At 62.9% G+C, this 21,863-nt stretch carries 16 protein-coding genes and 1 pseudogene; 12 read left to right on the plus strand and 5 right to left on the minus strand.

All coding sequences use genetic code 11. The features are described 5' to 3' along the window. Nucleotides 1–7: 7 nt before the first annotated feature. Together lolA and HXS66_RS07325 are read right to left on the minus strand one after the other, a co-directional pair. On the minus strand, nucleotides 8–676 hold the full coding sequence (lolA, locus tag HXS66_RS07320; protein WP_077375322.1) for an outer membrane lipoprotein chaperone LolA: 669 nt from the start codon (nucleotides 674–676) through the stop codon (nucleotides 8–10). Nucleotides 677–872: 196 nt separating this feature from the next. Then, entirely contained in the window at nucleotides 873–4,658 is a 3,786-nt protein-coding gene (locus tag HXS66_RS07325) for a DNA translocase FtsK (RefSeq protein ID WP_176503186.1), read from the minus strand. Nucleotides 4,659–5,058: 400 nt separating this feature from the next. On the opposite strand from HXS66_RS07325, the gene aat reads away from it, so the two are divergent. From aat to infA, 3 genes are all read left to right on the plus strand, one after another. Then, nucleotides 5,059–5,781 carry a leucyl/phenylalanyl-tRNA--protein transferase gene (gene aat / locus HXS66_RS07330; protein ID WP_077375328.1) on the plus strand — a complete coding sequence of 241 codons (723 nt, stop codon included), beginning with the start codon at nucleotides 5,059–5,061 and terminating at the stop codon, nucleotides 5,779–5,781. Between the two features lie 120 nt (nucleotides 5,782–5,901). Beyond that, nucleotides 5,902–6,705, plus strand: a complete 804-nt coding sequence (locus tag HXS66_RS07335; RefSeq protein ID WP_176503187.1) for an arginyltransferase — start codon at nucleotides 5,902–5,904, stop codon at nucleotides 6,703–6,705. Between the two features lie 351 nt (nucleotides 6,706–7,056). Beyond that, nucleotides 7,057–7,275, plus strand: coding sequence for a translation initiation factor IF-1 (gene infA / locus HXS66_RS07340; protein ID WP_024953359.1), 219 nt, complete (start codon nucleotides 7,057–7,059; stop codon nucleotides 7,273–7,275). A gap of 676 nt (nucleotides 7,276–7,951) precedes the next feature. Here infA and clpA read toward each other — a convergent pair. From clpA to icd, 3 genes are all read right to left on the minus strand, one after another. Beyond that, a complete protein-coding gene (clpA, locus tag HXS66_RS07345) occupies nucleotides 7,952–10,216 on the minus strand; it encodes an ATP-dependent Clp protease ATP-binding subunit ClpA (protein ID WP_077375333.1) in 2,265 nt (754 codons plus the stop codon). Nucleotides 10,217–10,249: 33 nt separating this feature from the next. Then, complete coding sequence (gene clpS / locus HXS66_RS07350; RefSeq protein ID WP_077375336.1) at nucleotides 10,250–10,651, minus strand: ATP-dependent Clp protease adapter ClpS; 402 nt, start codon at nucleotides 10,649–10,651, stop codon at nucleotides 10,250–10,252. A 316-nt stretch (nucleotides 10,652–10,967) separates the two neighbouring features. After that, nucleotides 10,968–12,230, minus strand: a complete 1,263-nt coding sequence (gene icd / locus HXS66_RS07355) for an NADP-dependent isocitrate dehydrogenase (RefSeq protein WP_065392420.1) — start codon at nucleotides 12,228–12,230, stop codon at nucleotides 10,968–10,970. 100 nt (nucleotides 12,231–12,330) lie between these two features. Here icd and HXS66_RS07360 point away from each other — a divergent pair. From HXS66_RS07360 to aceA, 9 genes and pseudogenes are all read left to right on the plus strand, one after another. Next, a pseudogene (locus HXS66_RS07360) lies at nucleotides 12,331–12,918 on the plus strand (pseudouridine synthase); the annotation flags it as partial. 221 nt (nucleotides 12,919–13,139) lie between these two features. Further along, nucleotides 13,140–13,589, plus strand: a complete 450-nt coding sequence (locus HXS66_RS07365) for an NUDIX domain-containing protein (protein ID WP_136938838.1) — start codon at nucleotides 13,140–13,142, stop codon at nucleotides 13,587–13,589. Between the two features lie 173 nt (nucleotides 13,590–13,762). Then, nucleotides 13,763–14,944, plus strand: a complete 1,182-nt coding sequence (gene mnmA / locus HXS66_RS07370; RefSeq protein WP_077375345.1) for a tRNA 2-thiouridine(34) synthase MnmA — start codon at nucleotides 13,763–13,765, stop codon at nucleotides 14,942–14,944. Next, on the plus strand, nucleotides 14,941–15,576 hold the full coding sequence (gene hflD, locus HXS66_RS07375) for a high frequency lysogenization protein HflD (protein ID WP_077375348.1): 636 nt from the start codon (nucleotides 14,941–14,943) through the stop codon (nucleotides 15,574–15,576). The genes mnmA and hflD overlap by 4 nt, the downstream gene beginning before the upstream one ends. Before the next feature lie 149 nt (nucleotides 15,577–15,725). Then, entirely contained in the window at nucleotides 15,726–17,093 is a 1,368-nt protein-coding gene (purB, locus tag HXS66_RS07380) for an adenylosuccinate lyase (RefSeq protein ID WP_176503189.1), read from the plus strand. Nucleotides 17,094–17,448: 355 nt separating this feature from the next. Then, the gene (locus HXS66_RS07385; protein WP_077375354.1) at nucleotides 17,449–18,702 is read left to right on the plus strand and encodes a cupin domain-containing protein; all 1,254 of its coding nucleotides are present in this window, start codon (nucleotides 17,449–17,451) and stop codon (nucleotides 18,700–18,702) included. Continuing rightward, entirely contained in the window at nucleotides 18,699–19,130 is a 432-nt protein-coding gene (locus HXS66_RS07390) for a GNAT family N-acetyltransferase (RefSeq protein ID WP_077375356.1), read from the plus strand. Before HXS66_RS07385 ends, HXS66_RS07390 begins: the two co-directional genes overlap by 4 nt. Nucleotides 19,131–19,495: 365 nt before the next feature. Continuing rightward, a complete protein-coding gene (locus HXS66_RS07395) occupies nucleotides 19,496–20,269 on the plus strand; it encodes a hypothetical protein (RefSeq protein WP_176503190.1) in 774 nt (257 codons plus the stop codon). 192 nt (nucleotides 20,270–20,461) lie between these two features. Then, nucleotides 20,462–21,772, plus strand: a complete 1,311-nt coding sequence (gene aceA / locus HXS66_RS07400) for an isocitrate lyase (protein ID WP_077375362.1) — start codon at nucleotides 20,462–20,464, stop codon at nucleotides 21,770–21,772. The last annotated feature ends 91 nt before the right edge of the window (nucleotides 21,773–21,863 follow it).

Consider the following 21,863-nt stretch of genomic DNA (forward strand, 5'->3'; position numbering starts at 1 on the left):
TCGCGGATCACTGCTCGCGAATGACATCCGCACCTTCAGGAATCTGGAACACGAAGCGACTGGCCTCCAGACTCGGGTTGTACTGGACATCATGGAAATCGATGGCCGTGCGCTGGCCGGTGGAATCGGCCATCTGCAGCATGTCGAGCTGCTCGCCGTCGAAGGTCAGCTTGAGGCTTTCAAACAGGGTGTCGGCCTGCTTGGGCGTCAGCGTGAAGGTCTCGCGGGCCCCCTGCTGCTGGCGCTCGACATCGTAGTTGGCGGTCAATTCGCTGGAACGCCCGGACAGCAGCAGTGCCGGCGTGTGGGTCACGCGCTCATCCAGCGGCTGCACGGTGACCTGCTCCAGATCCGGGTCATGCAGATAGACTTCCTTGCCGTCGGAGACCACCTCCTGGCGGTATGGCGCGTCGACGCTCCAGCGGAACTTGCCCGGGCGTGACAGCCACATCTTGCCGTGGGCTTCCTGCAGACGCTGGCCCGAGGCATCGAGAATCTGCTGATCGAAGTCGGCGGTATAGGTCTTGAGGGGCTCCAGCAGGCGAGAAAGACGCTCTCCGGCGGCGTCATCGGCGTGGGCCGGCAGGCTGGCCATGCCCAGCATCAAGGCGGCGCCCAGCCCCTTGGCCAGACGGGTGGTCAATGAGGAAACGAAAGAACGTGACGGTGTATTCATGACACTCCTTGCAATGAGACGGACATGGCTGCGGCCTGAGGCCTCGACGCGCGATATCCACCTCATGTCAGCGATTCGGGTTGTGGCCTGCCAGTCTCGCCGCGAGTCTGACAGGTGATCTGACGTCTTTGACACGAAGGGGAGCCAAAAGCTCCCCTTCGTGTCTTTCATGTTTCAACTCAAACGCTTGGCTGCCCTAGCCGCTATGGTTGGGGGCGAGCACTTCCCGCGAGCCGTTGGTGCCCATCGCGGAGACGACACCGGCCATCTCCATGGCCTCGACCAGCCGCGCGGCACGGTTGTAGCCGATCTTGAAGCGCCGCTGCACGGCGGAGATGGAAGCACGACGCGACTCGACCACATAGGCGACCGCTTCATCGTAGAGCGCATCCTGCTCGGCATCGCCGTCCTCGCCTTCGGCCTCAAGCCCGGCCAGCGCATCCGCCTGCACGCCGCCGGTGAGGATCTCCTCGATATACTCCGGCGTGCCGCGACGCTTCCAGTCATCCACCACGCGGTGCACCTCGTCATCATCGACGAAGGCGCCGTGGACACGCGTCGGCATGCCGGCACCGGCCGGCAGATAGAGCATGTCACCATGGCCCAGCAGATCTTCCGCACCGCCCTGGTCGAGAATGGTGCGCGAGTCGATCTTGGAAGAGACCTGGAAGGCCATGCGCGTCGGGATGTTGGCCTTGATCAAGCCGGTCACCACGTCCACTGACGGGCGCTGAGTGGCCAGAATCAGGTGAATCCCCGCGGCACGCGCCTTCTGGGCCAGACGTGCGATCAGCTCCTCGACCTTCTTGCCGACGATCATGAACATGTCGGCGAACTCGTCGATCACCACCACGATGTAGGGCAGCTTGGCTAGCACCGGCGGATGCTGATGCATCTCCCAGGGCTGCGGCTCCCACAGCGGGTCAGCGATCTGGGCGCCATGCGCCTCGGCTTCATCGATCTTGGCATTGAAGCCGGCCAGGTTACGCACCCCCATGGCGGCCATCAGCTTGTAGCGACGCTCCATCTCGGCGACACACCAGCGCAGGGCATTGGCGGCCTCCTTCATGTCCGTCACCACCGGTGCCAGCAGGTGCGGGATGCCGTCATAGACCGACAGCTCCAGCATCTTGGGGTCGACCATGATCATGCGCACTTCATCTGGCGTGGCCTTGAGCAGCATCGAGATCAGCATCGAGTTGATGCCGACCGACTTGCCCGAACCGGTGGTACCGGCCACCAGCAGGTGAGGCATCTTGCCCAGATTGGCCACCACCGGTGCGCCCCCGATGTCCTGACCCAGCGCCAGCGTGACCGGCGAATCCGCCAGCTGATAGGCATCCGAGTCGAAGACTTCGCGCAGGCGGATCATGGCGCGGTTGGGGTTGGGGATCTCGATGCCGACCGTGGGACGCCCCGGAATCACCTCGACCACCCGCACGCTCTTGACCAGCAGTGAGCGCGCCAGGTCAGTCGACAGGTTGGAGATCTTGGAGGCCTTGACCCCCGGCGCCGGCTGGATCTCGAAGCGCGTGATGACCGGCCCCGGCCACACATCCGCCACCTCGGCCTTCACCCCGTACTCGCGCAGACGCACCACCAGCAGCTCGGCCATCTGGTCGAGTTCTTCTTCGCTGTAGTTGGGCTTCTGCTCATCCGGGGGCGTCAGCAGGCTGAGCTGTGGCAGATCGCCCTCCGGTGCCTCTTCGTGATCCGAGCCCTCGTGACGCTGACTCTGCAGGTGCTCCACGGTCCAGAGAGTCGGCCCGGAGGGATCCCGTACCGCTTCCTGCGCATCTTCCGCCGTCGCCAGTCGCCCGGCGCCCGGCACCATGCCGGACTCATCGCCGTCATAGGCCCAGCTCGGACGCTCAGGCGTCGCGTTGGCGGGGGCCTGCTGCGGCTCGATCTCGTCTTCCGGCACCTGCGGCTCTGCCGGCTGCAACGGGGCGGCCGACTCACGAGCGGCCAGCTCTCGAGAAGCTGGCTCTCGGGAAACCTGCTCAGGCTCTGGCGCACGTGGCGCCGGCTCCGTCGGTTCTGCCGGTGTCGGTGCCGGAGCCGAAGTTGACGTCGGGACGCCACCAGCACCGCTCGCACCAGCAGTTGCCGGACCCGATGCGGTGGGTGTGGCATCGGTGGATTTGCCGGTGGGAGCCTCGAAGGCATCATCCCAGGAGACGACGGCCTTGCGCGAGGCCGCTGCTGCCACACCGGCAGCCATCACGCCGGCACCGACCGCAGCGCCTGCCAGGGAGGACTCTCTCGGTAGCGGTACATCCTCTTCATCACGCGGCTCAGGCGGCTGAAGCGCCGGATTGGCTGCCTTGTGAGCGCGTTCGGCTTCCTGCGCGGCGGCCTGACGGGAGGTCTCGGCCTCATGCTGGGCCTGACGTGCCGCTTCTGCTTCACGGACTGCCTTGGCTTCACGGGCCGCTTTTGCTTCACGGGCTGCTTCCGCTTCACGCGCTGCCTCGGCCTCACGTGCCGCTTCTGCTTCGCGGGCCGCCTCAGTCTCACGGTCTGCCTGGCTCTGCGGCGCCTTGTCAGCTTCGCGGGAGGTCGACTCTGCCTGGCGAGTGTCCTGACGCGCTGCAGGTGCGAAGGCAGACGCAGCGTCCCACTCCTTCGCTGGCCGGGAATCTGTCACCGGTGCGGTTTCGCTCACCGAGCTGTCGACTGGCGGCGTGCTGCCGGACGTCGACGCCTCGGCGTCACGGGACGCCGAGGCGTGACGCTGACGCTCGGCTTCGATGGCAGAGGCATCCGGCAGGCGCGAGCGGGTCACATCGGCGCGTGAGTCTGCGGCGCTCTCGAGCGAGGCTGCCGTTCTGGGGGCCGCGGCAGCCTGGGACGCCACGGCTGCCTGCACGGCGCTGGCAAGCTCGACGCCCTCGATGTTGACCGTGGCACTCTGCACCGTCATGCGTTCGGTGTAGGCAGCCCCCGGCACCTTGGCGGAAGGCGTGGTCTCGGCTGTCTGCCAGGGGATATCCGTGCTGCGATCATTGGCGAAATCGTCGTCACCGCCAAGCGAGGGTTCCACCCGACGCTTGCCACGTGGCTCAGCCGCCAGAGTGTCGTCAGCCTGCGCTGCGCCAAGCAGTATCTCGTCGCTGTCTTCTTCCCACTCGACACGCTCGTCTCGACGGCGCGGCAACAGACGCTGCCACCAGCTCAGTCGCTCGTCATCACGCTCCGGCTCATTGTCGGCATCGTTCTCGTCGTGAGTCAGCGCTTCCTCGGCATAGGTCGCCTCGTCATCGTATTCATCATCACGACGACTGTTGAGTCGCTCCTTCAGCCAGACGCCAAGGCGCATGCAGCCATTGCCCAGCTCGTCCATGACCGTCAGCCACGACATGCCGGTAAACAGCGTGAAACCACACAGGAAGCTGGCAAGCGACGCCAGCACGGTGCCGCCCATGCCGATCAAGGGCGTGAGCGCTCCTGCGATGCCCTTGCCGAGGATACCGCCGGCACCGTTGGTCAGCTGGCTGTCAGGGCTGTAGAACTGGATATCGCCGATCACGCAAGTCGCCATGATCAACAGGAAGAGCCCGCCGGCACGCACCGCGATGGTGGTCGGGTCCCACACCAGCTCGGTGCTGGGTTGACGCATCAGACGCCAGGCACCGAAACCGAGCATGGCAGGCCACCACAGGGCGCTGCCACCGAACAGGGAATACAGGACGTCGGACAACCAGGCACCGATGCTGCCCATCCAGTTGCTCGTCGTCGACTCAGGCCCGCTGTAGGACCAGCCGGGGTCCGTCGGCGCGTAGCTGAACAACGCCAGCAGCATGAAGACGCACAGGCTGAGCATGAGGATGACCACGCCTTCACGGCTGACACCCTGCAAGGTGGTCGTCAGTCGTGAAGGCGGGCGAGCCTGGGCTTCCGCGCGTCGTTCGGCACGGATGGCCTTGCGCTCCTCGCGTTCAGCCTGGCGCTCTTCACGGCGCAGGGCCGCCGCGCTCATCTCGCGCGGTTCATTCCTGCTCGTGTCCTTCTTCGCGGGCTTGCCCGAGACTCTGGGCGTCTTGCGGGGCGCGGGCTTGCTGGCCGCTGAAGCGCCCCGCAGACGAGCGAAGAAGCCTGGCGCATCCGCCTTCTGGCGGGCACGCTTTCTCGGTGTTGCTGCCGCGCGGCGGCTGCGGGTCTCCGGCTTCGCCTGATCCCGACTTGTCTTTCTGGCACTCTTGGCAGTCAAGTCGCCATCCCCCTTGCACCTTGTGGGCGATTTTCCATGTACCTTCAGCCGGTTATCATAACCATCCGATGGCAGTGACGTCACAATTGCCGATTCACGTCTGCCCATGACATCCAGGTGTCACGAGCGCATTGCACTGAGCTGTTCACGATCCAACAAGAGACTGCCCATGCTGCCCTGGCTTCCTCCTGCCCCCGTACGCTTCCCGCATGCCAGCGAAGCGCTGAGCGACCCCGATGGCCTGCTGTGCGCGGGCGGCGACCTCAGCCCCGAGTGGTTGCTGGCGGCCTACCCTCGCGGGATCTTTCCCTGGTTCAGCCCGGGTGACCCGATACTGTGGTGGTCGCCAGACCCGCGCATGGTGCTGAGACCCGAGGAGGTGCGCGTACGTCGCAGTCTGGCCAAACGCCTGCGCAATGGCGGGTTCCACTTCAGCATCGACCGCGACTTTACCGGCGTCATCGATGCCTGTGCCAGCATTTCCCGTGAGGGGCAGGCCGGCACATGGATATTGCCAGAAATGCAGCAGGCCTACATCGCTCTGCATGCCATGGGTCACGCCCACAGCGTCGAGGTCTGGCAGGGTGACAGCCTGGTAGGCGGCCTGTATGGCGTGGCCTGTGGCCGGGTCTTCTTCGGTGAGTCCATGTTCTCTCGCACCACGGATGCCTCGAAGATGGCACTGGTCGTGTTGTGCCGTGAACTTGAAGCACGCGGCTTTCCGCTGATCGATTGCCAGATGCACACCCCGCACCTGGAGAGCCTTGGGGCTTGCAGCATCGCTCGCAGCGAATTCATCAGCTATCTTGACCAGTATGCCACTGGCGAAGGGCATGAGGGCAAGTGGTCACTGACAACCGAGCCCTTGAAACACGGCAATCAAGACCTGTGAGCCATATCGCAAGGTGAAGGTCATCAGGTCCTTGGAACGATACCGCCATCCTGGCGCAGGTCATCACCGACGATGGGCTGCCGGCGTCCACACTGATGCAGTGAGGGAGATGAAGCGAAGGTGAGCAGCAATACCCCCAAACAACCGCAACGCGATCTGCGCTTCTTCCTGACCGTGCCCCATGCCTGCAGCTACCTGGAAGGACGCCAGGCGACCACGCTGTTCCTCGACCCACAGGAAGCGCCCAACTCCGGCGTCTATGATGCTCTGGCTCTGCTCGGCTTTCGTCGCAGTGGCTCACACCTCTATCGACCGCACTGCGGCGATTGCCGCGCCTGCATCTCGGTACGAGTCCCCATCGCCGACTTCACGCCCAACCGTACCCAGAAGAAATTGCTCAGGCGCAATGCCGACCTCACCATCGAGGAAGGCCCGGCACTGTTCGATCCCGAACACTATCGTCTGTATGCGCACTATATCCGTAGCCGTCACGCCGATGGCGACATGTTCCCGCCAAGCCACGAGCAATACCGTACCTTTCTGACGTCACGCGATGAATATGCACGCCTGATCAGCTTCCGGCTCGATGGCAGGCTGGTGGCGGTCGCGGCCATGGATCGCATGAGCCATGGGCTGTCCGCCATCTACACCTTCTACGACCCCGATGAAGCCTTCCAGTCGCGCTCCCTCGGCACCTACGCCGTACTGTGGCAGATAGAGCAGGCGCGCCGGGAGGCTCTGGCGCATCTTTATCTGGGCTACTGGATACGGGATTGCCGCAAGATGAACTACAAGCAGCATTTCCAACCGTTGGAATACCTGGATGGCAGCCATTGGCGTCGCCGGATCCCCTTCAGCTTCCATGATACTCACCTCCCCCTGAGCCTCATCAAGACTGGTGACAGCCTGCAGCGCGACGCCTAGGGCCCGCCTTCGCCTTCCCGCCCCTGAAAGGATGGGGAACCTCATGGCAGTGCCGCTGCCCAACCTCGGTGCAGCGGGTTCTCGAGAGGGGATTCGAAAGGGGAGCTCGAGAGTGGACAGGGGCAGCCCCTGCCACCGGCGGAACCTGTCGGTGGCACTGGATACGATTTTATCGCTCCTGCGGCCTGCCCACGAGCGCTCAAGGAGCGTACAATCTCGCTTCGACTTTGCCTTGCTGCCGCCCTTGCGGCACAATATCGCCTATCGAAGTCCCGAATCCGGCACTTTTCTGTGCGCGGATGGCTCGGAACCCACCGCATTACTCCCTGTATCAGATGAGGATCAGCCTATATGGCGCGTGAAGATCATATTGAAATGGAAGGCGTCATCGTCGACACCCTTCCGAACACCACTTTCCGTGTAGAACTGGAAAACGGCCACATCGTGACCGCACACATCTCTGGCAAGATGCGCAAGAACTACATCCGCATCCTGACCGGTGACAAGGTCAAGGTTGAGCTGACTCCCTACGACCTGTCCAAGGGCCGTATCGTCTACCGTTCGCGCTGAGCACGGTCTGACTGCCTTGCCGGTCACTCGACATCGAGCATCAGGCTGCGGGGGCATGGCAAATCAAGATCTGCCCTCACCCCACTTGCCAATGCTCCCTGTGACACCGGCTGGCTGAACCGGCCGTCCTGGCATTTCAGACATGGAAGCCTTTCCTGCCTGATCCCCCCGCTCGGACCCGGAACAGCGCACCACCAGCCCTTCGTGACACGACTCCTCGTGACATTGAAGGCGCGTCTCGATGGTGCGCGCCAGAGTATTCCGATGATGCCGCTTTGCCCCGTGGATGCGTCCTGAGCCCGAACGCCCGTCTGGCCTTCGCTCCCATCCCATGAGGACAAGCGGCTCATCCATGCCCCCGCCCCTGCCATGACACGCTGCCCTTGCGGCAGAAGCCTTGGCGTGGGCGCCTTTCACCTTTCCCCTTCTGCGTAATCCGTCCTCACCCCCTCTTCTTCCCTGCCCTCTTGCTTCTCTTGCCTCTCTTGACTCTCTTGTCTGCACCATCGGCCGTCCTTTCCGCCATGGACCCTGCTGTCGGCATTTGACCCTCGGCGGAGCGGAATCACTGCGCTGGCTCGCTTTTCAGGCAAAAGAAAACGGCCAGTGCCTGAGCACTGACCGTTCATTGTGATGATGCTGCGGGGCATCAATACATCACGAGACGCGGCGACCCTCAGGCCATTTCAGCCTCGGTCTCCAGGTGCAGTTCGCCGTTATCGACCGTGACATGCACGATACCACCGGACTCCGACAGATCACCGAACAGGATCATCTCGGCCAACGGCTTCTTGAGCTTCTCCTGAATGACGCGCGCCATCGGACGAGCCCCCATTGCCGGGTCATAGCCCAGAGTCGCCAGCAGGTCTCGCGCTTCATCCGCCACGTCCAGCTGCACGCGCTTCTCATCAAGCTGTGCCTGCAGTTCGACCAGGAACTTGTCGACCACATTGCGCACCACGGCGAGATCCAGCGCGCCGAACTGGATGATGCCATCCAGACGGTTGCGGAATTCCGGCGAGAAGGTCTTGCGGATGACTTCCATCGCATCGGTGGAGTGATCCTGATGCTTGAAGCCGATGGAGCGACGCGCCACCTGCTCGGCCCCTGCATTGGAGGTCATCACCAGGATGACGTTGCGGAAGTCCGCTTCGCGACCGTTGTTGTCGGTCAGGCGGCCGTGGTCCATCACCTGCAGCAGCAGGTTGAAGACTTCCGGGTGTGCCTTCTCGATCTCATCCAGCAACAGCACACAATGCGGCTGCTTGGTGATGGCTTCGGTCAGAAGCCCGCCCTGGTCATAACCGACATAGCCCGGCGGTGCCCCGATCAGGCGCGAGACAGTGTGACGCTCCATGTACTCGGACATGTCGAAGCGCACCAGCTCGATCCCCATCAACGCTGCCAGCTGACGCGCGACCTCGGTCTTGCCGACACCTGTCGGCCCCGCGAACAGGAAGCTGCCCACCGGCTTGTCCGGCGCCTTGAGTCCGGCACGCGACAGCTTGATGGCTGCCGAAAGACCGGTGATGGCATCGTCCTGACCGAACACCAGCATCTTGAGATCACGCTCGAGATTGGACAGCAGCTTCTTGTCGGAGCTGGAGACCGTCTTCGGCGGAATGCGCGCGATGGACGCCACGATCGCCTCGACCTGCTCGGTATCGATGGTATCGACACGGATGCTCTCGGGCAGCAGACGCTGGTGAGCACCGGCTTCATCGATCACGTCGATGGCCTTGTCAGGCAGCTGACGATCGTTGATGTAGCGATCCGCCAGTCGCACTGCCGTCTCGAGCGCCGCATCGGTGTACTTGAGGGCATGGTGCTCCTCGAAGCGACCTCGCAGCCCCTTGAGGATGCGAATGGTGTCGTCCACCGACGGCTCCATGACATCGACCTTCTGGAAGCGACGTGCCAGCGCACGGTCCTTCTCGAAGATGCCGCGGAATTCCTGGAAGGTGGTGGAACCGATACAACGCAGCTCACCGGAAGACAGCAGTGGCTTGAGCAGATTGGAGGCATCCATCACGCCACCGGACGCCGCTCCCGCCCCGATGACGGTGTGGATCTCGTCGATGAACAGGATCGAGTTCGGTTCCTTGCGCAGCTCCGCCAGCAGAGCCTTGAGGCGCTTCTCGAAATCACCGCGGTACTTGGTACCCGCCAGCAGCGCGCCGAGATCCAGCGAGTAGACGACGGCTTCCTTGATGACTTCCGGGACGTCTTCCTCGACGATTCGCTTGGCGAGACCTTCCGCGATGGCGGTCTTGCCGACACCGGCCTCGCCGACCAGCAGCGGGTTGTTCTTGCGACGGCGCACCAGAATCTGCACCACGCGCTCAAGTTCTTCATCACGGCCGATCAGCGGATCGATCTTGCCCAGACGTGCCTGGTCGTTGAGGTTGGTGGCGTAGTTGGTCAGCGGGCTGTTGCCGCTCTCGCTGCTGCTCTCCTCGCCTTCCTCGCTCTCGACCGACGCCTGAGGCGCCTGGGTGTGACCCGCCACCTTGGAAATGCCGTGGGCGATGTAGTTGACCGCATCGACCCGCGCGACATTCTGCTGCTTGAGGAAGTAGACCGCCTGGCTTTCCTGCTCGGAGAAGATGGCCACCAGCACGTTGGCGCCGGTCACTTCACTCTTGCCGGAGGATTGGACATGGAAGACAGCACGCTGAAGCACGCGCTGGAAGCCCAGCGTCGGCTGCGTCTCGCGGTCTTCCTGCTCTTCCGGGATCAGCGGGGTGGTGGAGTTGATGAAGTCCTGAAGGTCGACTCGCAACTTGTCCAGATTGGCGCCACAGGCGCGCAAGACGTCCGAAGCGGAGGCATTGTCGAGCAGTGCCAGCAGGAGGTGTTCCACGGTCATGAATTCGTGGCGCTTGGAACGTGCCACGGTGAAGGCCGTGTTCAGGGTCAGTTCAAGTTCTTTGCTCAACATGGCAAGTCCCCTCTAGGCCGCGTCTTGGACGGATCACTCCGCCCGGTCGATGTCGCACAGCAGCGGATGCTGGCACTCTCGAGCATATTGATTCACTTGGTGGCATTTCGTTTCCGCGATGTCGCGGCTGAAGATGCCACAGGTTCCTTTTCCCTGATGATGGACAGCGAGCATGATCTGTACTGCCTGCTCCTGATCCTTGTTGAAGAAGGTGGTCAGCACCTCCACGACGAAATCCATCGGCGTGAAGTCATCATTGTGCAGAACGACCTTGTACATGGGCGGTGGCGCCAGTTCGGGCTCAGCGGTAGCGAACGCCAGATCGCCATCCTGATCCTCCTGGTGCGACGGCTCCTGTGCCGAGGGAGCCTGATTCCTGATCCGCAACAGCTGCGAGAAAGAGAAGCTGCTGCACGATGTGTCTGTCTTGAACATAAGGGGCTGATCCGGTGAACACAAGCAGTGGCGAAGCTGATTGCCTCAACGCGCCACGACGGAAGGCCACTTCCATCGCCGGGCATTGACGTTGATGGGATAAGGAAAAGATGAGGGCATGTCGCGCATGATGCAAGCGCCCTGCGCTCAAGTGTGCTCACGAGCGGGCGCAAAGCGCGCCGGAATGTCGTCTCCTGAAAGACGAAACGACATCTCAAGACGCAAGAAGGCCCCCGGACACGTCCGGGGGCCTTCTTCTGAAAACCCTGCACTGCCTGAAACGGAACGTCAGTCCCTGTCAGACAAGTGTCGGATCTCAGGCATCCATGTTGTCAGCGACAGCCTGACCGAACTCGGAGCACTTGAGCAGCTTGGCATCGTCCATCAGGCGATGGAAGTCATAGGTGACTTCGCCCTTGGCGATGGCCTTCTCGACGCCTTTCAGCACGAGATCCGCGGCTTCGACCCAACCCATGTGACGCAGCATCATCTCGGCGGAGAGGATGACGGAGCCCGGGTTGACCTTGTCCTGACCGGCGTACTTCGGTGCAGTACCGTGAGTCGCTTCGAACATGGCGACGGTGTCGGACAGGTTGGCACCCGGCGCGATACCGATACCACCCACTTCCGCCGCCAGAGCGTCGGACAGGTAGTCGCCGTTCAGGTTCAGGGTAGCGATGACATCGTATTCCGCCGGACGCAGCAGGATCTGCTGGAGCATGGCGTCAGCGATGACGTCCTTGACCACGATGTCCTTGCCGTTGTTCGGGTTCTTGAAGGTCATCCACGGGCCGCCATCCAGCAGCTCGCCGCCGAACTCGTCCTTGACGATTTCGTAGCCCCAGTCCTTGAAGGCACCTTCGGTGAACTTCATGATGTTGCCCTTGTGCACCAGGGTCAGCGACTCACGGTCGTTGTCGATGGTGTACTGGACAGCCTGACGGACCAGACGCTTGGTACCTTCTTCGGACACCGGCTTGACGCCGATACCGCAGTTCTGCGGGAAGCGGATGTTGGTGACACCCATCTCTTCGCGCAGGAACTTGATGACCTTGTCGGCTTCCGGCGTTCCCGCTTTCCATTCGACACCTGCGTAGATGTCTTCGGAGTTTTCGCGGAAGATGACCATGTCGACGTCGGCCGGCTTCTTGACCGGACTCGGCACACCCGTGAACCAGCGCACCGGGCGCAGGCAGGTGTACAGGTCAAGCTTCTGACGCAGCGCGACGTTCAGGGAGCGAATACCACCGCCCACCGGAGTGGTCAGCGGACCCTTGATGGAAACGACGTAATCCTTGACAGCCTCGAGAGTCTCTTCCGGCAGCCAGGTGTCAGCGTCATAGACGTGAGTGGCTTTTTCACCGGCGTAGACTTCCATCCAGTGAATCTTGCGCTCACCGCCATAGGCCTTTTCGACAGCAGCGTCGATGGCAATCTTCATGGCCGGAGTCACGTCCACGCCGATACCATCGCCTTCGATGAACGGGATGATCGGATTATTCGGAACGTTGAGGGTATTGTCGGAATTTGCGGTGATCTTGGCACCGCCTTCCGGGACGACAATCTTCTGGAACCCCATTGATAACTCCCCTGTCATGGATTCAGTGGAGGCGCGAGTATAGCACCCGTGCCGCTTCTCACAGTAGGCTTATACGGCAGCCGCGACAAAAGTCTAAACCATGTCTCTCATATATCTGCTACACAAGCCCTACCGCGTTCTGACGCAGTTCACCGACCGCGATCAGGGCCGTCAGACCCTCGCGGACTTCATCGACGTGCCGGATGTCTATGCCGCCGGACGCCTCGATTACGATTCGGAAGGATTGCTGCTGCTCACCAGTGATGGCGCGCTCTCCCACCAGATCGCACATCCGAAGAAGAAGCAACCCAAGACTTACTGGGTGCAGGTGGAAGGTGCCCCTGATGAGCAGGCCATCGCCGCGCTGAGAGCCGGCGTGGAGCTCAAGGATGGCATGACCCGACCGGCCAAGGTCAGGCTCATCGACCCACCGGCGTTGCCAGAAAGGCAACCTCCCGTGCGCTTTCGTGCCAGCATTCCCACCCACTGGCTCGAGATCATCATCAGCGAGGGTCGCAATCGACAGGTACGCCGGATGACCGCACATGTCGGTCTGCCGACACTGCGCCTTGTCCGAGCCGCCATCGGCCCCTGGAAGCTCGATGGCCTGGCACCCGGCGAGTGGCGCAGCGAGGAGGTCGAGATGCCCGTGCCGCCACGCCAGGCGCGCCCGCCCGCTCGTGGCAGGAACGCTGGCGGCGGCTCCGGGGAGCGCAAGAACGGCTCGGGGCCGAAGCAGCGCACCAGGGGTGCCGACAAACGCAAGCCTCGACAGTCCGACAGGCAGGCCGGCCACCATGCCGACGGCAAGCCAGCGTCGGGCAAGGCAGCCGCAGGCAAACGCAGCGGCGGATCTTCGCGTCCCTCCTCCTCGCGCCCCCCCTCCCACAAGAAAGGAAGAAAATCCTGATGGCTGCACGCTGGACCCCGAATGCCACCGTTGCCTGTGTCGTGGAACGCGCCGGGCGCTACCTGATCGTCGAAGAGGACAAGGGCGGCCCCGCGACGCTGTTCAACCAGCCGGCCGGCCACCTCGAGCCCCACGAGCGCATCATTGATGGCGTGCAGCGCGAGGTACGTGAGGAAACGGCCTGGCGTATCCTGCTGACTGGCTATCTTGGCCTGTACGTGCACGTTGCCGAGGATGGCACCCATTTCCACTCGCATGGCTTCGAGGCAGCGGCGCTGGAGCACCTGAACACGCCACTCGACCCTGACATCGTCAGGACCCACTGGCTGACTCTCGAGGAAATCGAGCAGCTGGAGGCCATGGGGCGTCTGCGCAGCCCGCTGGTGACCCGCCGTATCCGCGACAGCCTGCGTGGCAAGCGCTTCCCGCTCGACGTCATCCACGATTGACACGCGCCCTCGTGACCGCTCAGGCACCTGCCGTGCGTCAGAGGCTGCAGGCGGGGTGAATCCCACCCACGCCTTCAGGTATAATCGCGGTCAATCAAGCGGTGCCAGAATGACGTATCCGCCGCCTCCCCTGTTTGTGACGACTCGCGGCCACGCGGGTGACGAGAGAACTGATGACCGCTGAAACCGGTACCGGAACCAAGGTCATCGTCGGCATGTCCGGCGGTGTCGACTCCTCTGTCTCTGCCCTGTTGTTGATGGAGCAGGGCTACCAGGTCGAAGGCCTGTTCATGAAGAACTGGGACGAAGATGACGGCAGCGAATACTGCACCGCCATCGAAGACCTGGCCGATGCCCAGGCCGTGTGCGACAAGCTCGGCATCAAGCTGCATACCGCCAACTTCGCCGCGGAGTACTGGGACAATGTCTTCGAGCACTTCCTGGCCGAGTACAAGGCCGGTCGCACACCGAATCCCGACATCCTTTGCAATCGGGAGATCAAGTTCAAGGTCTTCCTCGAGTATGCCGAGATGCTGGGTGCCGAGCTGATCGCCACCGGCCACTACGTGCGTGGCGGCGTGCGTGACGGTCGTGCGCGCCTGCTCAAGGGCCTGGACACCAACAAGGACCAGAGCTACTTCCTGCACGCCGTGCCGGAGTCCGCCATCGCGCGCACCCTGTTCCCGGTGGGAGAACTGGAGAAGCACGAAGTGCGGGCCATCGCCGAAAGGCATGAGCTTGTCACCGCGCGCAAGAAGGATTCCACCGGTATCTGCTTCATCGGTGAGCGACGCTTCGCCGACTTCCTCAAGCAGTACCTGCCGGCCCAGCCGGGCAAGATCGAGACACCTGACGGCGAGGTCATCGGCGAGCACATGGGCCTGATGTACTACACCCTCGGCCAGCGCCAGGGCCTGGGCATCGGCGGACTGCGCAACCATCCGGACGCTCCCTGGTTCGTCTGTGCCAAGGATCTGGAGCGCAACGTGCTGATCGCCGTGCAGGGCAAGCACCACGAGCTGCTCTACACCCAGGTCCTGAGCACCGAGTCCGTCGACTGGGTGGCGGGCGAGCCGCCCGCGGCCGATGCCAACGGCGAACTGCGTATCCGCTGCAAGAATCGCTACCGTCAGGAAGATCAGGCCGCGACCTTGATCGTCAATGACGGCCAGCGTGTCGAGGTACGCTTCGATGAGCCACAACGTGCCGTCACGCCCGGTCAGTCAGCCGTCTTCTATCTTGGCGACATCTGTCTGGGTGGCGGCGTGATCGATGCCGCCTGGAAACTTCCGGCAGCGGCCAGCAGCATGGCCGCCGCCCCGCTCTCTGGCCCCGAGGAGTCTGCCGCGCAATGACCAGCGTGCCGATCCGTCCCGTCACTGATACCACCACCCGCCAGGCGCTTTCGCTGGCGGGCGTCTTCCAGGCGGCCGCGCTGGTCGATGAGCTCGCCCGTCATGGCCAGTGCGATGAGCGCGCCTGGGAAACCCTGGTCAACGCCACTCTGGACACCAACCCGGAAAGCTTCGAGGCCATCTACGGCGGGCATCACAACCGCCTGCGCCTGGGCATCGACACCGTGAGTGCGGTGATGGATCGGCGTCAGGTCTCCCCTGTGGTGATGCGCTATGGCTTCTCGCTGGTGATGCTGATGAGCAAGCTCAAGCAGGACCCGGACATGCTGGACAAGCTGGGGGCAGGCCTGACGCGTATCCAGGGCCAGGCCGAGCACTTCGGGCCGACCCACGAGAACGTGATCGCAAGCCTCGGCGAGCTCTACCAGCAGACCCTCTCCACCTTCCGTTACCGGATCGTGGTGCAGGGCGATCCCGGTCTGCTGCAGCAACGCATGATGCCAGAGCGCATCCGTTGCGCCCTGCTGGCCGGCGTACGCTTCGCGCTGCTGTGGGACCAGCAGGGCGGCCGTCGCTGGAAGCTGATCTTCCAGCGCTCCGCGCTCAAGAAATCCCTGCGCCAGCTGGACTGATGCCGGCTCGCCTGGCCGGCTGCACGCCCGCCAGGCAACACCGCGCGCACCCCGAATTCGCTTCAACAACGCTGGAACCCGTCAAGCGGGTTCCGAGACACTTGAACTGGCAGCACGTCCTGTCCTGCCACCATCGGAAGATTCTCATCATGCAGCTGTCCGCCCTCACCGCTCTGTCTCCTGTCGATGGCCGTTATGGCGCCAAGACCGAGGCCCTGCGCGAGCACTTCAGTGAATTCGGCCTGATCCGTGCCCGTGTCACCGTCGAGGTGCGCTGGCTGCAGCGCCTGGCCGCCCACGCCGAGATCGCTGAAGTGCCGGCTTTCTCGAAGGAAGCCAACGCCGTGCTGGACGCCATCGTCAGCGACTTCAGTGTCGAGGATGCCCAGCGCATCAAGGACATCGAACGCACCACCAATCACGACGTGAAGGCGGTCGAGTACTTCCTGAAGGAGAAGGTCGAGGGCAACGCTGAGCTCAACGCCGTCACCGAATTCATCCACTTCGCCTGCACCAGTGAAGACATCAACAACCTGTCTCACGCCCTGATGCTGCGTGGCGGTCTGGACAACGTGCTGCTGCCGCAGATGCGTGAAGTGACCGAGGCCATCGTCGCACTGGCCCACCAGCACGCCGAACAGCCGATGCTGTCGCGTACCCACGGCCAGACTGCCAGCCCGACCACCCTGGGCAAGGAAATGGCCAACGTCGCCGCGCGTCTGCGCCGTCAGCTGGCCCAGATCGAACGCATCGAGATGCTCGGCAAGATCAACGGTGCCGTGGGCAACTACAACGCCCACCTGACCACCTACCCGGCCATCGACTGGGCGGCCAATGCCGAAACCTTCGTCGAGAGCCTCGGCCTGACCTTCAACCCGTACACCACCCAGATCGAGCCGCACGACTACATCGCCGAGCTGTTCGATGCCGTCTGCCGCTTCAACACCATCCTGATCGACTTCGATCGTGATGTCTGGGGCTACATCTCGCTGGGGTACTTCAAGCAGCGCACCGTGGCCGGCGAGATCGGCTCCTCCACCATGCCGCACAAGGTCAACCCGATCGACTTCGAGAACTCCGAAGGCAATCTGGGCATCGCCAACGCCGTGCTGGGCCATCTGGCGCAGAAGCTGCCGATCTCCCGCTGGCAGCGTGACCTGACCGACTCCACCGTGCTGCGCAATCTCGGTACCGGTCTGGCACAGGGCCTGATCGCCTACCAGGCGACCCTGAAGGGCATCAGCAAGCTGGAAGCCAACCCGGAACGCCTGAACGCGGATCTGGACAACAGCTGGGAAGTGCTGGCCGAGCCTATCCAGACCGTCATGCGTCGTTACGGCATCGAGAAGCCCTACGAGAAGCTCAAGGAGCTGACCCGTGGCAAGCGCATCGACCAGGCCGGTTTCGCCGCCTTCATCGAGACGCTGGAACTGCCGGAAGACGTCAAGTCCGAGCTGAAGGCTCTGAGCCCGGCCAGCTACATCGGCAACGCCATTGCACAGGCCAAGGCGCTCTAAGCGACATTGCGCACTGCATGTCAGATGACGCCGGGGCCTCTGCTCCGGCGTCATGCATTACGCATCACGTATCACGTATCACGTATCACGTATCACGTATCACGTATCACGTATTACACATCAGACAGCAGGCATCAGGCGACGCGCTGCATGCGGCGCTCGTTGCACGACCATGTATTCACGACCATGAATTCACGACCACTGACGTATCCACGTCAGTGCGCACGACATGTCACGCCCCACGCGGGCCGGCATGGATCGCATTGCCGCCAGCCAACCGGAAGCGGCTTCACCGACGTCATCGCGAGACACGCAGGCCCACCAAGGGCCGCGGCTCACGTTCGAGAGGTTCTGCATGAGCACATCCCCCGCCCCCCACGACACCGACACGCCACTGGCACTGTTGGGCGGCCTGAGCATCCGCGAATTCCTGCGCGACTACTGGCAGCAGAAGCCGCTGCTGATTCGCGGCGCCTTCGCGGATTTCGAGACGCCGCTGGAAGCCGATGAACTGGCGGGACTGGCCTGCGAGGACGGCATCGAGGCACGCCTGGTGGAAGAGCATGGTCCCGACAAGGCCTGGCAGGTCAGCCACGGGCCTTTCGATGACGCCACCTTCGCGCGTCTCGACGCCAAGGACGACAGCCAGTGGAGCCTGCTGGTGCAGGCAGTGGACCATTACGTCCCGGACGTCGCTGCCCTCTTCGAGCCCTTCACCTTCCTGCCGCGCTGGCGCCTCGATGACATCATGATCAGCTACGCGCCCACCGGCGGCAGCGTCGGCCCGCACCTGGACAACTACGATGTCTTCCTGCTCCAGGCGCAAGGCCAGCGTCACTGGCAGCTGGGCGGCATGCACGGTGATGACGCCGAGATCATCGATGGCATCGACCTGCGCATCCTCAAGCACTTCGAGGTCACACCGGGCGAGGATTGGGTGCTGGAGCCGGGCGACATGCTCTACGTGCCGCCGCGTCTGGCCCACCACGGCGTCAGCCAGTCCGATGACTGCATGACCATCTCGGTCGGCTTCCGTGCCCCTTCCGCCGATGAAGTCGTCACCTCCTATGCCGATTACCTGGGCGCCAGCCTGCCGGAATCGCTGCGCTACCGTGACCAGGGCATGGCACCGGTCGCCAATGCCGGCGAGCTGGACGACGCCTCGCTCGAGCGCGTACGCGAACTGTTGCTCAGCACGTTGGACAACCCGGCCCAGCTGGCCCAGTGGTTCGGTCGCTACATGACCCAGCCCAAGTATCTGGAGCAGCTCGCCGCCCGTGAGCCGGCGCTCAAGACGCATGAGCTGGTCGAGTATCTGGAAGATGAAGGCGTACTGGTGCGCTCGCTGGGCTCGCGCTTCGCCTTCCGTCACGGTGAGAATGACACCAGCACCCTGTTCGTCGATGGCGATGGCGTCCCCGCGACCCCGGCGCTCGCGGAAGCGCTGGCCTCCAGCGAACGCCTGACGGCGGTGTTGCTTGACTACACGACGGCCGACCTTGATCGCAAGGCCGTGGTCAGCCTGCTCACGGCGCTGGTCAATCGCGGCAGTCTGATTCTGGAATGCGACCTGCAGGACGAAGAGGACGAGGAGGAAGATGACGCATGAGTGACGCCATGATCAGTCTGGAACGCGGTGACTGGCAGACCCTCGCCGATGAGGCCAGCGAGATCCGTCGCGTGGTCTTCATCGAAGAGCAGCAGGTCCCGCAGGACGAGGAATGGGACGGCCGCGACGAGCAGTGCGTCCATTTCCTGGCACGCCTTGAAGGGCGTGCCGTCGGGACCGCTCGCCTGCTGCCGGATGGCCATGTCGGTCGCGTCGCCGTGCTCTCCCAGGCACGGGGGCTGGGGCTTGGTCTACGCCTGATGGAGGCGGCCATTCATGCCGCTCGCCAGGCGGGTCACGCAGAGGTACTGCTCGATGCCCAGATCCACGCTCTGGAATTCTATCAACGCCTGGGCTTCACGGCCTTCGGTGAGGAATTCATCGATGCCGGGATACCGCACCGCAGCATGCGCTTGATTCTCAACTGAAAAGCGACGTTTTGTCACCAGAAACCGGCACCCTGTGGGGGCCGGTTTTTTTATGCCTTCAAATATCTTGTAGTCTGGCTACAACGTGAAACGTGACCAAGTCATCATTCCCCAAGGCCCATGAAACCTGACATGATGATGATATTGAAAATATTAAAACACTCGTTTGTCATGCGAATTATCCTCAGCGTTGAAACGGTATGAAACGGTCGTTTTAATACGACCAAGGAATGAAAGACAACGCGATGATTCACAGCGATGCTAGGAGTCATCCCCATCACGCTGCATTGCGGCATCGCCAATCAGGAGGCCTCCCCATGCATGGCATACCCTCTGCAACGCTTGCCACATCCAGCGGGAGCGCCATGGCCAACGTCAGCAGCCATGTGCCGGGACGCAGCGCCACCAGTGGCATCACGGGGAAGCCACTGGAGGAAGCCCAGAGTGAGCTGTGGCACTCCCGAGAGATGCAGGCACGCCTCGCCAGACTGGCTCGCCCGATGATCGACCTCCTGTCCAGCGTTCCACCAGAACCGACCGCTGCACAGGCACAGACGATCTGTCATCTGAGCCGTGACAAGCGCTGGCACCTCGCAGGCAACGACTGGCAATGGCAACGATTCGATGGGACCTCGCAGCCGGCGTCGACGGGACCGGAGCCGGGATTGCGCGACGATACCTGGCAGGTGGCACGTCAGGGTGACGGACTGGCGGCTGATTCACGCCTCGCGCTACCCGGGCTTGAGCAAGCCGTGAAGGGGCTCATGATCGCCGGACGCCCCCTCCCGCTGGCCTTCTGGACGCTGGCCGCCGCGCGGCATCGCGGCGAACGCCATGCCGGGCTCGATATCGCTCACATCGGCAGTGTGCGAGAGGCGCTCTGCTGGGGGGAGCTCATCGCGCGCCTCAGAGCGCCGGATGGCCGCCCTCCCCGCGTCACGGCAAGACTTGCGAACTGCACGGTGCCAGTCCTGGAGGCCAGCCTCTACTTCCTGCAGCCCTGGCTCGAGCGTCTGACTCTGCAGCCTCATCCTGAGATGCGCGAGGGCTGCCATCAGGTACTGCTCGAGAGAACTCGCCTGACCGACACGACTTCAAGACCCACAACAACAAACGATGATCTCGCTATCCCACGATGACAATGACAAATGATGGATAGCGCTTGGCGGCGATGAGCGGCAGGCAGCCCGGAGGGTCTCACGACATTTCCGCACGCCAGTCTCTGACCAGGTCCCGCCCTGATTCACCAGATGACACGGCAACAGACACAAGACACCACGACATGCCAGGCGCCCTCGAGGCCCTGCGACGAAGCCATCAGGAGATGCACCATGACTCAATCACGTGCCGAACAGATTGCAGCGCTGGAAAAGGACTGGGCCGAAAATGCACGTTGGGAAGGCGTGACACGCCCGTATTCCGCAGAGGATGTGGTGCGCCTGCGCGGCTCCGTCCAGGAAGCCAACACCCTGGCGACGCGTGGTGCCGAAAAGCTCTGGAAACTGGTCAATGGTGATGCCAAGAAGGGCTACGTCAACTGTCTTGGCGCTCTGACCGGTGGCCAGGCCATGCAACAGGTGAAGGCCGGTATCGAAGCCATCTACCTGTCCGGCTGGCAGGTCGCCGCTGACAACAATACCAGCGAGGCCATGTACCCGGATCAGTCCCTTTACCCGGTGGATTCCGTGCCGACCGTGGTCAAGCGCATCAACAACACCTTCCGTCGCGCCGACCAGATCCAATGGCAGAAAGGGGCCAATCCGGGCGATGCCGGCTTCGTCGACTACTTCGCGCCCATCGTCGCGGATGCCGAGGCAGGCTTCGGTGGCGTACTCAACGGCTATGAGCTGATGACCGCCATGATCCGCGCGGGCGCCTCCGGCGTGCACTTCGAGGACCAGCTGGCGTCGGTCAAGAAATGTGGTCACATGGGGGGCAAGGTGCTGGTGCCGACCCAGGAAGCGGTGCAGAAGCTGGTCGCCGCGCGTCTGGCCGCTGACGTGGCCGGCGTGCCGACGCTGGTCATCGCGCGTACCGATGCCAACGCCGCTGACCTGATCACCTCTGACGTCGACGACTACGACAAGCCGTTCCTGACCGGCGAGCGCTCCGACGAAGGCTTCTATCGCGTCAATGCCGGCCTGGATCAGGCCATCGCACGCGGTCTGGCCTACGCGCCCTACGCCGACCTGATCTGGTGCGAGACGGCCAAGCCGGACCTCGAGGAAGCACGCCGCTTCGCGGAAGCGATCAAGAAGGAATACCCGGATCAGCTGCTGGCCTACAACTGCTCGCCTTCCTTCAACTGGAAGAAGAACCTCGACGACGCCACCATCGCCAAGTTCCAGCAGGAACTCTCGGACATGGGCTACAAGTACCAGTTCATCACCCTGGCCGGCATCCACAACATGTGGTTCAACATGTTCGATCTCGCCTACGACTATGCCCAGGGCGAAGGCATGAAGCACTACGTCGAGAAGGTACAGGAAGCCGAATTTGCCGCCGCCGAGAAGGGCTACACCTTCGTGGCACACCAGCAGGAAGTCGGCACCGGCTACTTCGATGACATGACCAATGTCATCCAGGGTGGCAACTCCTCCGTCACCGCCCTCACCGGCTCTACCGAGGAAGACCAGTTCTGATCCCAGCACTTCCCTGCAGACAGCAGACAACCCTCGGCGAGACAGAGACTTGACCGAGGGTCACCATCCGAAGACACGCAAGCCCGTTCAC

Source organism: Cobetia sp. 5-11-6-3 (assembly GCF_013374055.1).
Lineage (GTDB): Bacteria > Pseudomonadota > Gammaproteobacteria > Pseudomonadales > Halomonadaceae > Cobetia > Cobetia marina.

What these genes read in the sequence shown, in the direction of transcription:
- HXS66_RS07395 (WP_176503190.1), top strand. Translation starts at nt 19,496, where the DNA reads ATGGCCAACGTCAGCAGCCATGTGCCGGGACGCAGCGCCACCAGTGGC.
- purB (WP_176503189.1), top strand. Translation starts at nt 15,726, where the DNA reads ATGCAGCTGTCCGCCCTCACCGCTCTGTCTCCTGTCGATGGCCGTTAT.
- hflD (WP_077375348.1), top strand. Translation starts at nt 14,941, where the DNA reads ATGACCAGCGTGCCGATCCGTCCCGTCACTGATACCACCACCCGCCAG.
- HXS66_RS07390 (WP_077375356.1), top strand. Translation starts at nt 18,699, where the DNA reads ATGAGTGACGCCATGATCAGTCTGGAACGCGGTGACTGGCAGACCCTC.
- HXS66_RS07365 (WP_136938838.1), top strand. Translation starts at nt 13,140, where the DNA reads ATGGCTGCACGCTGGACCCCGAATGCCACCGTTGCCTGTGTCGTGGAA.
- lolA (WP_077375322.1), bottom strand. Translation starts at nt 676, where the DNA reads ATGAATACACCGTCACGTTCTTTCGTTTCCTCATTGACCACCCGTCTG.
- infA (WP_024953359.1), top strand. Translation starts at nt 7,057, where the DNA reads ATGGCGCGTGAAGATCATATTGAAATGGAAGGCGTCATCGTCGACACC.
- icd (WP_065392420.1), bottom strand. Translation starts at nt 12,230, where the DNA reads ATGGGGTTCCAGAAGATTGTCGTCCCGGAAGGCGGTGCCAAGATCACC.
- HXS66_RS07385 (WP_077375354.1), top strand. Translation starts at nt 17,449, where the DNA reads ATGAGCACATCCCCCGCCCCCCACGACACCGACACGCCACTGGCACTG.
- aceA (WP_077375362.1), top strand. Translation starts at nt 20,462, where the DNA reads ATGACTCAATCACGTGCCGAACAGATTGCAGCGCTGGAAAAGGACTGG.
- aat (WP_077375328.1), top strand. Translation starts at nt 5,059, where the DNA reads ATGCTGCCCTGGCTTCCTCCTGCCCCCGTACGCTTCCCGCATGCCAGC.
- clpA (WP_077375333.1), bottom strand. Translation starts at nt 10,216, where the DNA reads ATGTTGAGCAAAGAACTTGAACTGACCCTGAACACGGCCTTCACCGTG.
- mnmA (WP_077375345.1), top strand. Translation starts at nt 13,763, where the DNA reads ATGACCGCTGAAACCGGTACCGGAACCAAGGTCATCGTCGGCATGTCC.
- HXS66_RS07325 (WP_176503186.1), bottom strand. Translation starts at nt 4,658, where the DNA reads ATGAGCGCGGCGGCCCTGCGCCGTGAAGAGCGCCAGGCTGAACGCGAG.
- clpS (WP_077375336.1), bottom strand. Translation starts at nt 10,651, where the DNA reads ATGTTCAAGACAGACACATCGTGCAGCAGCTTCTCTTTCTCGCAGCTG.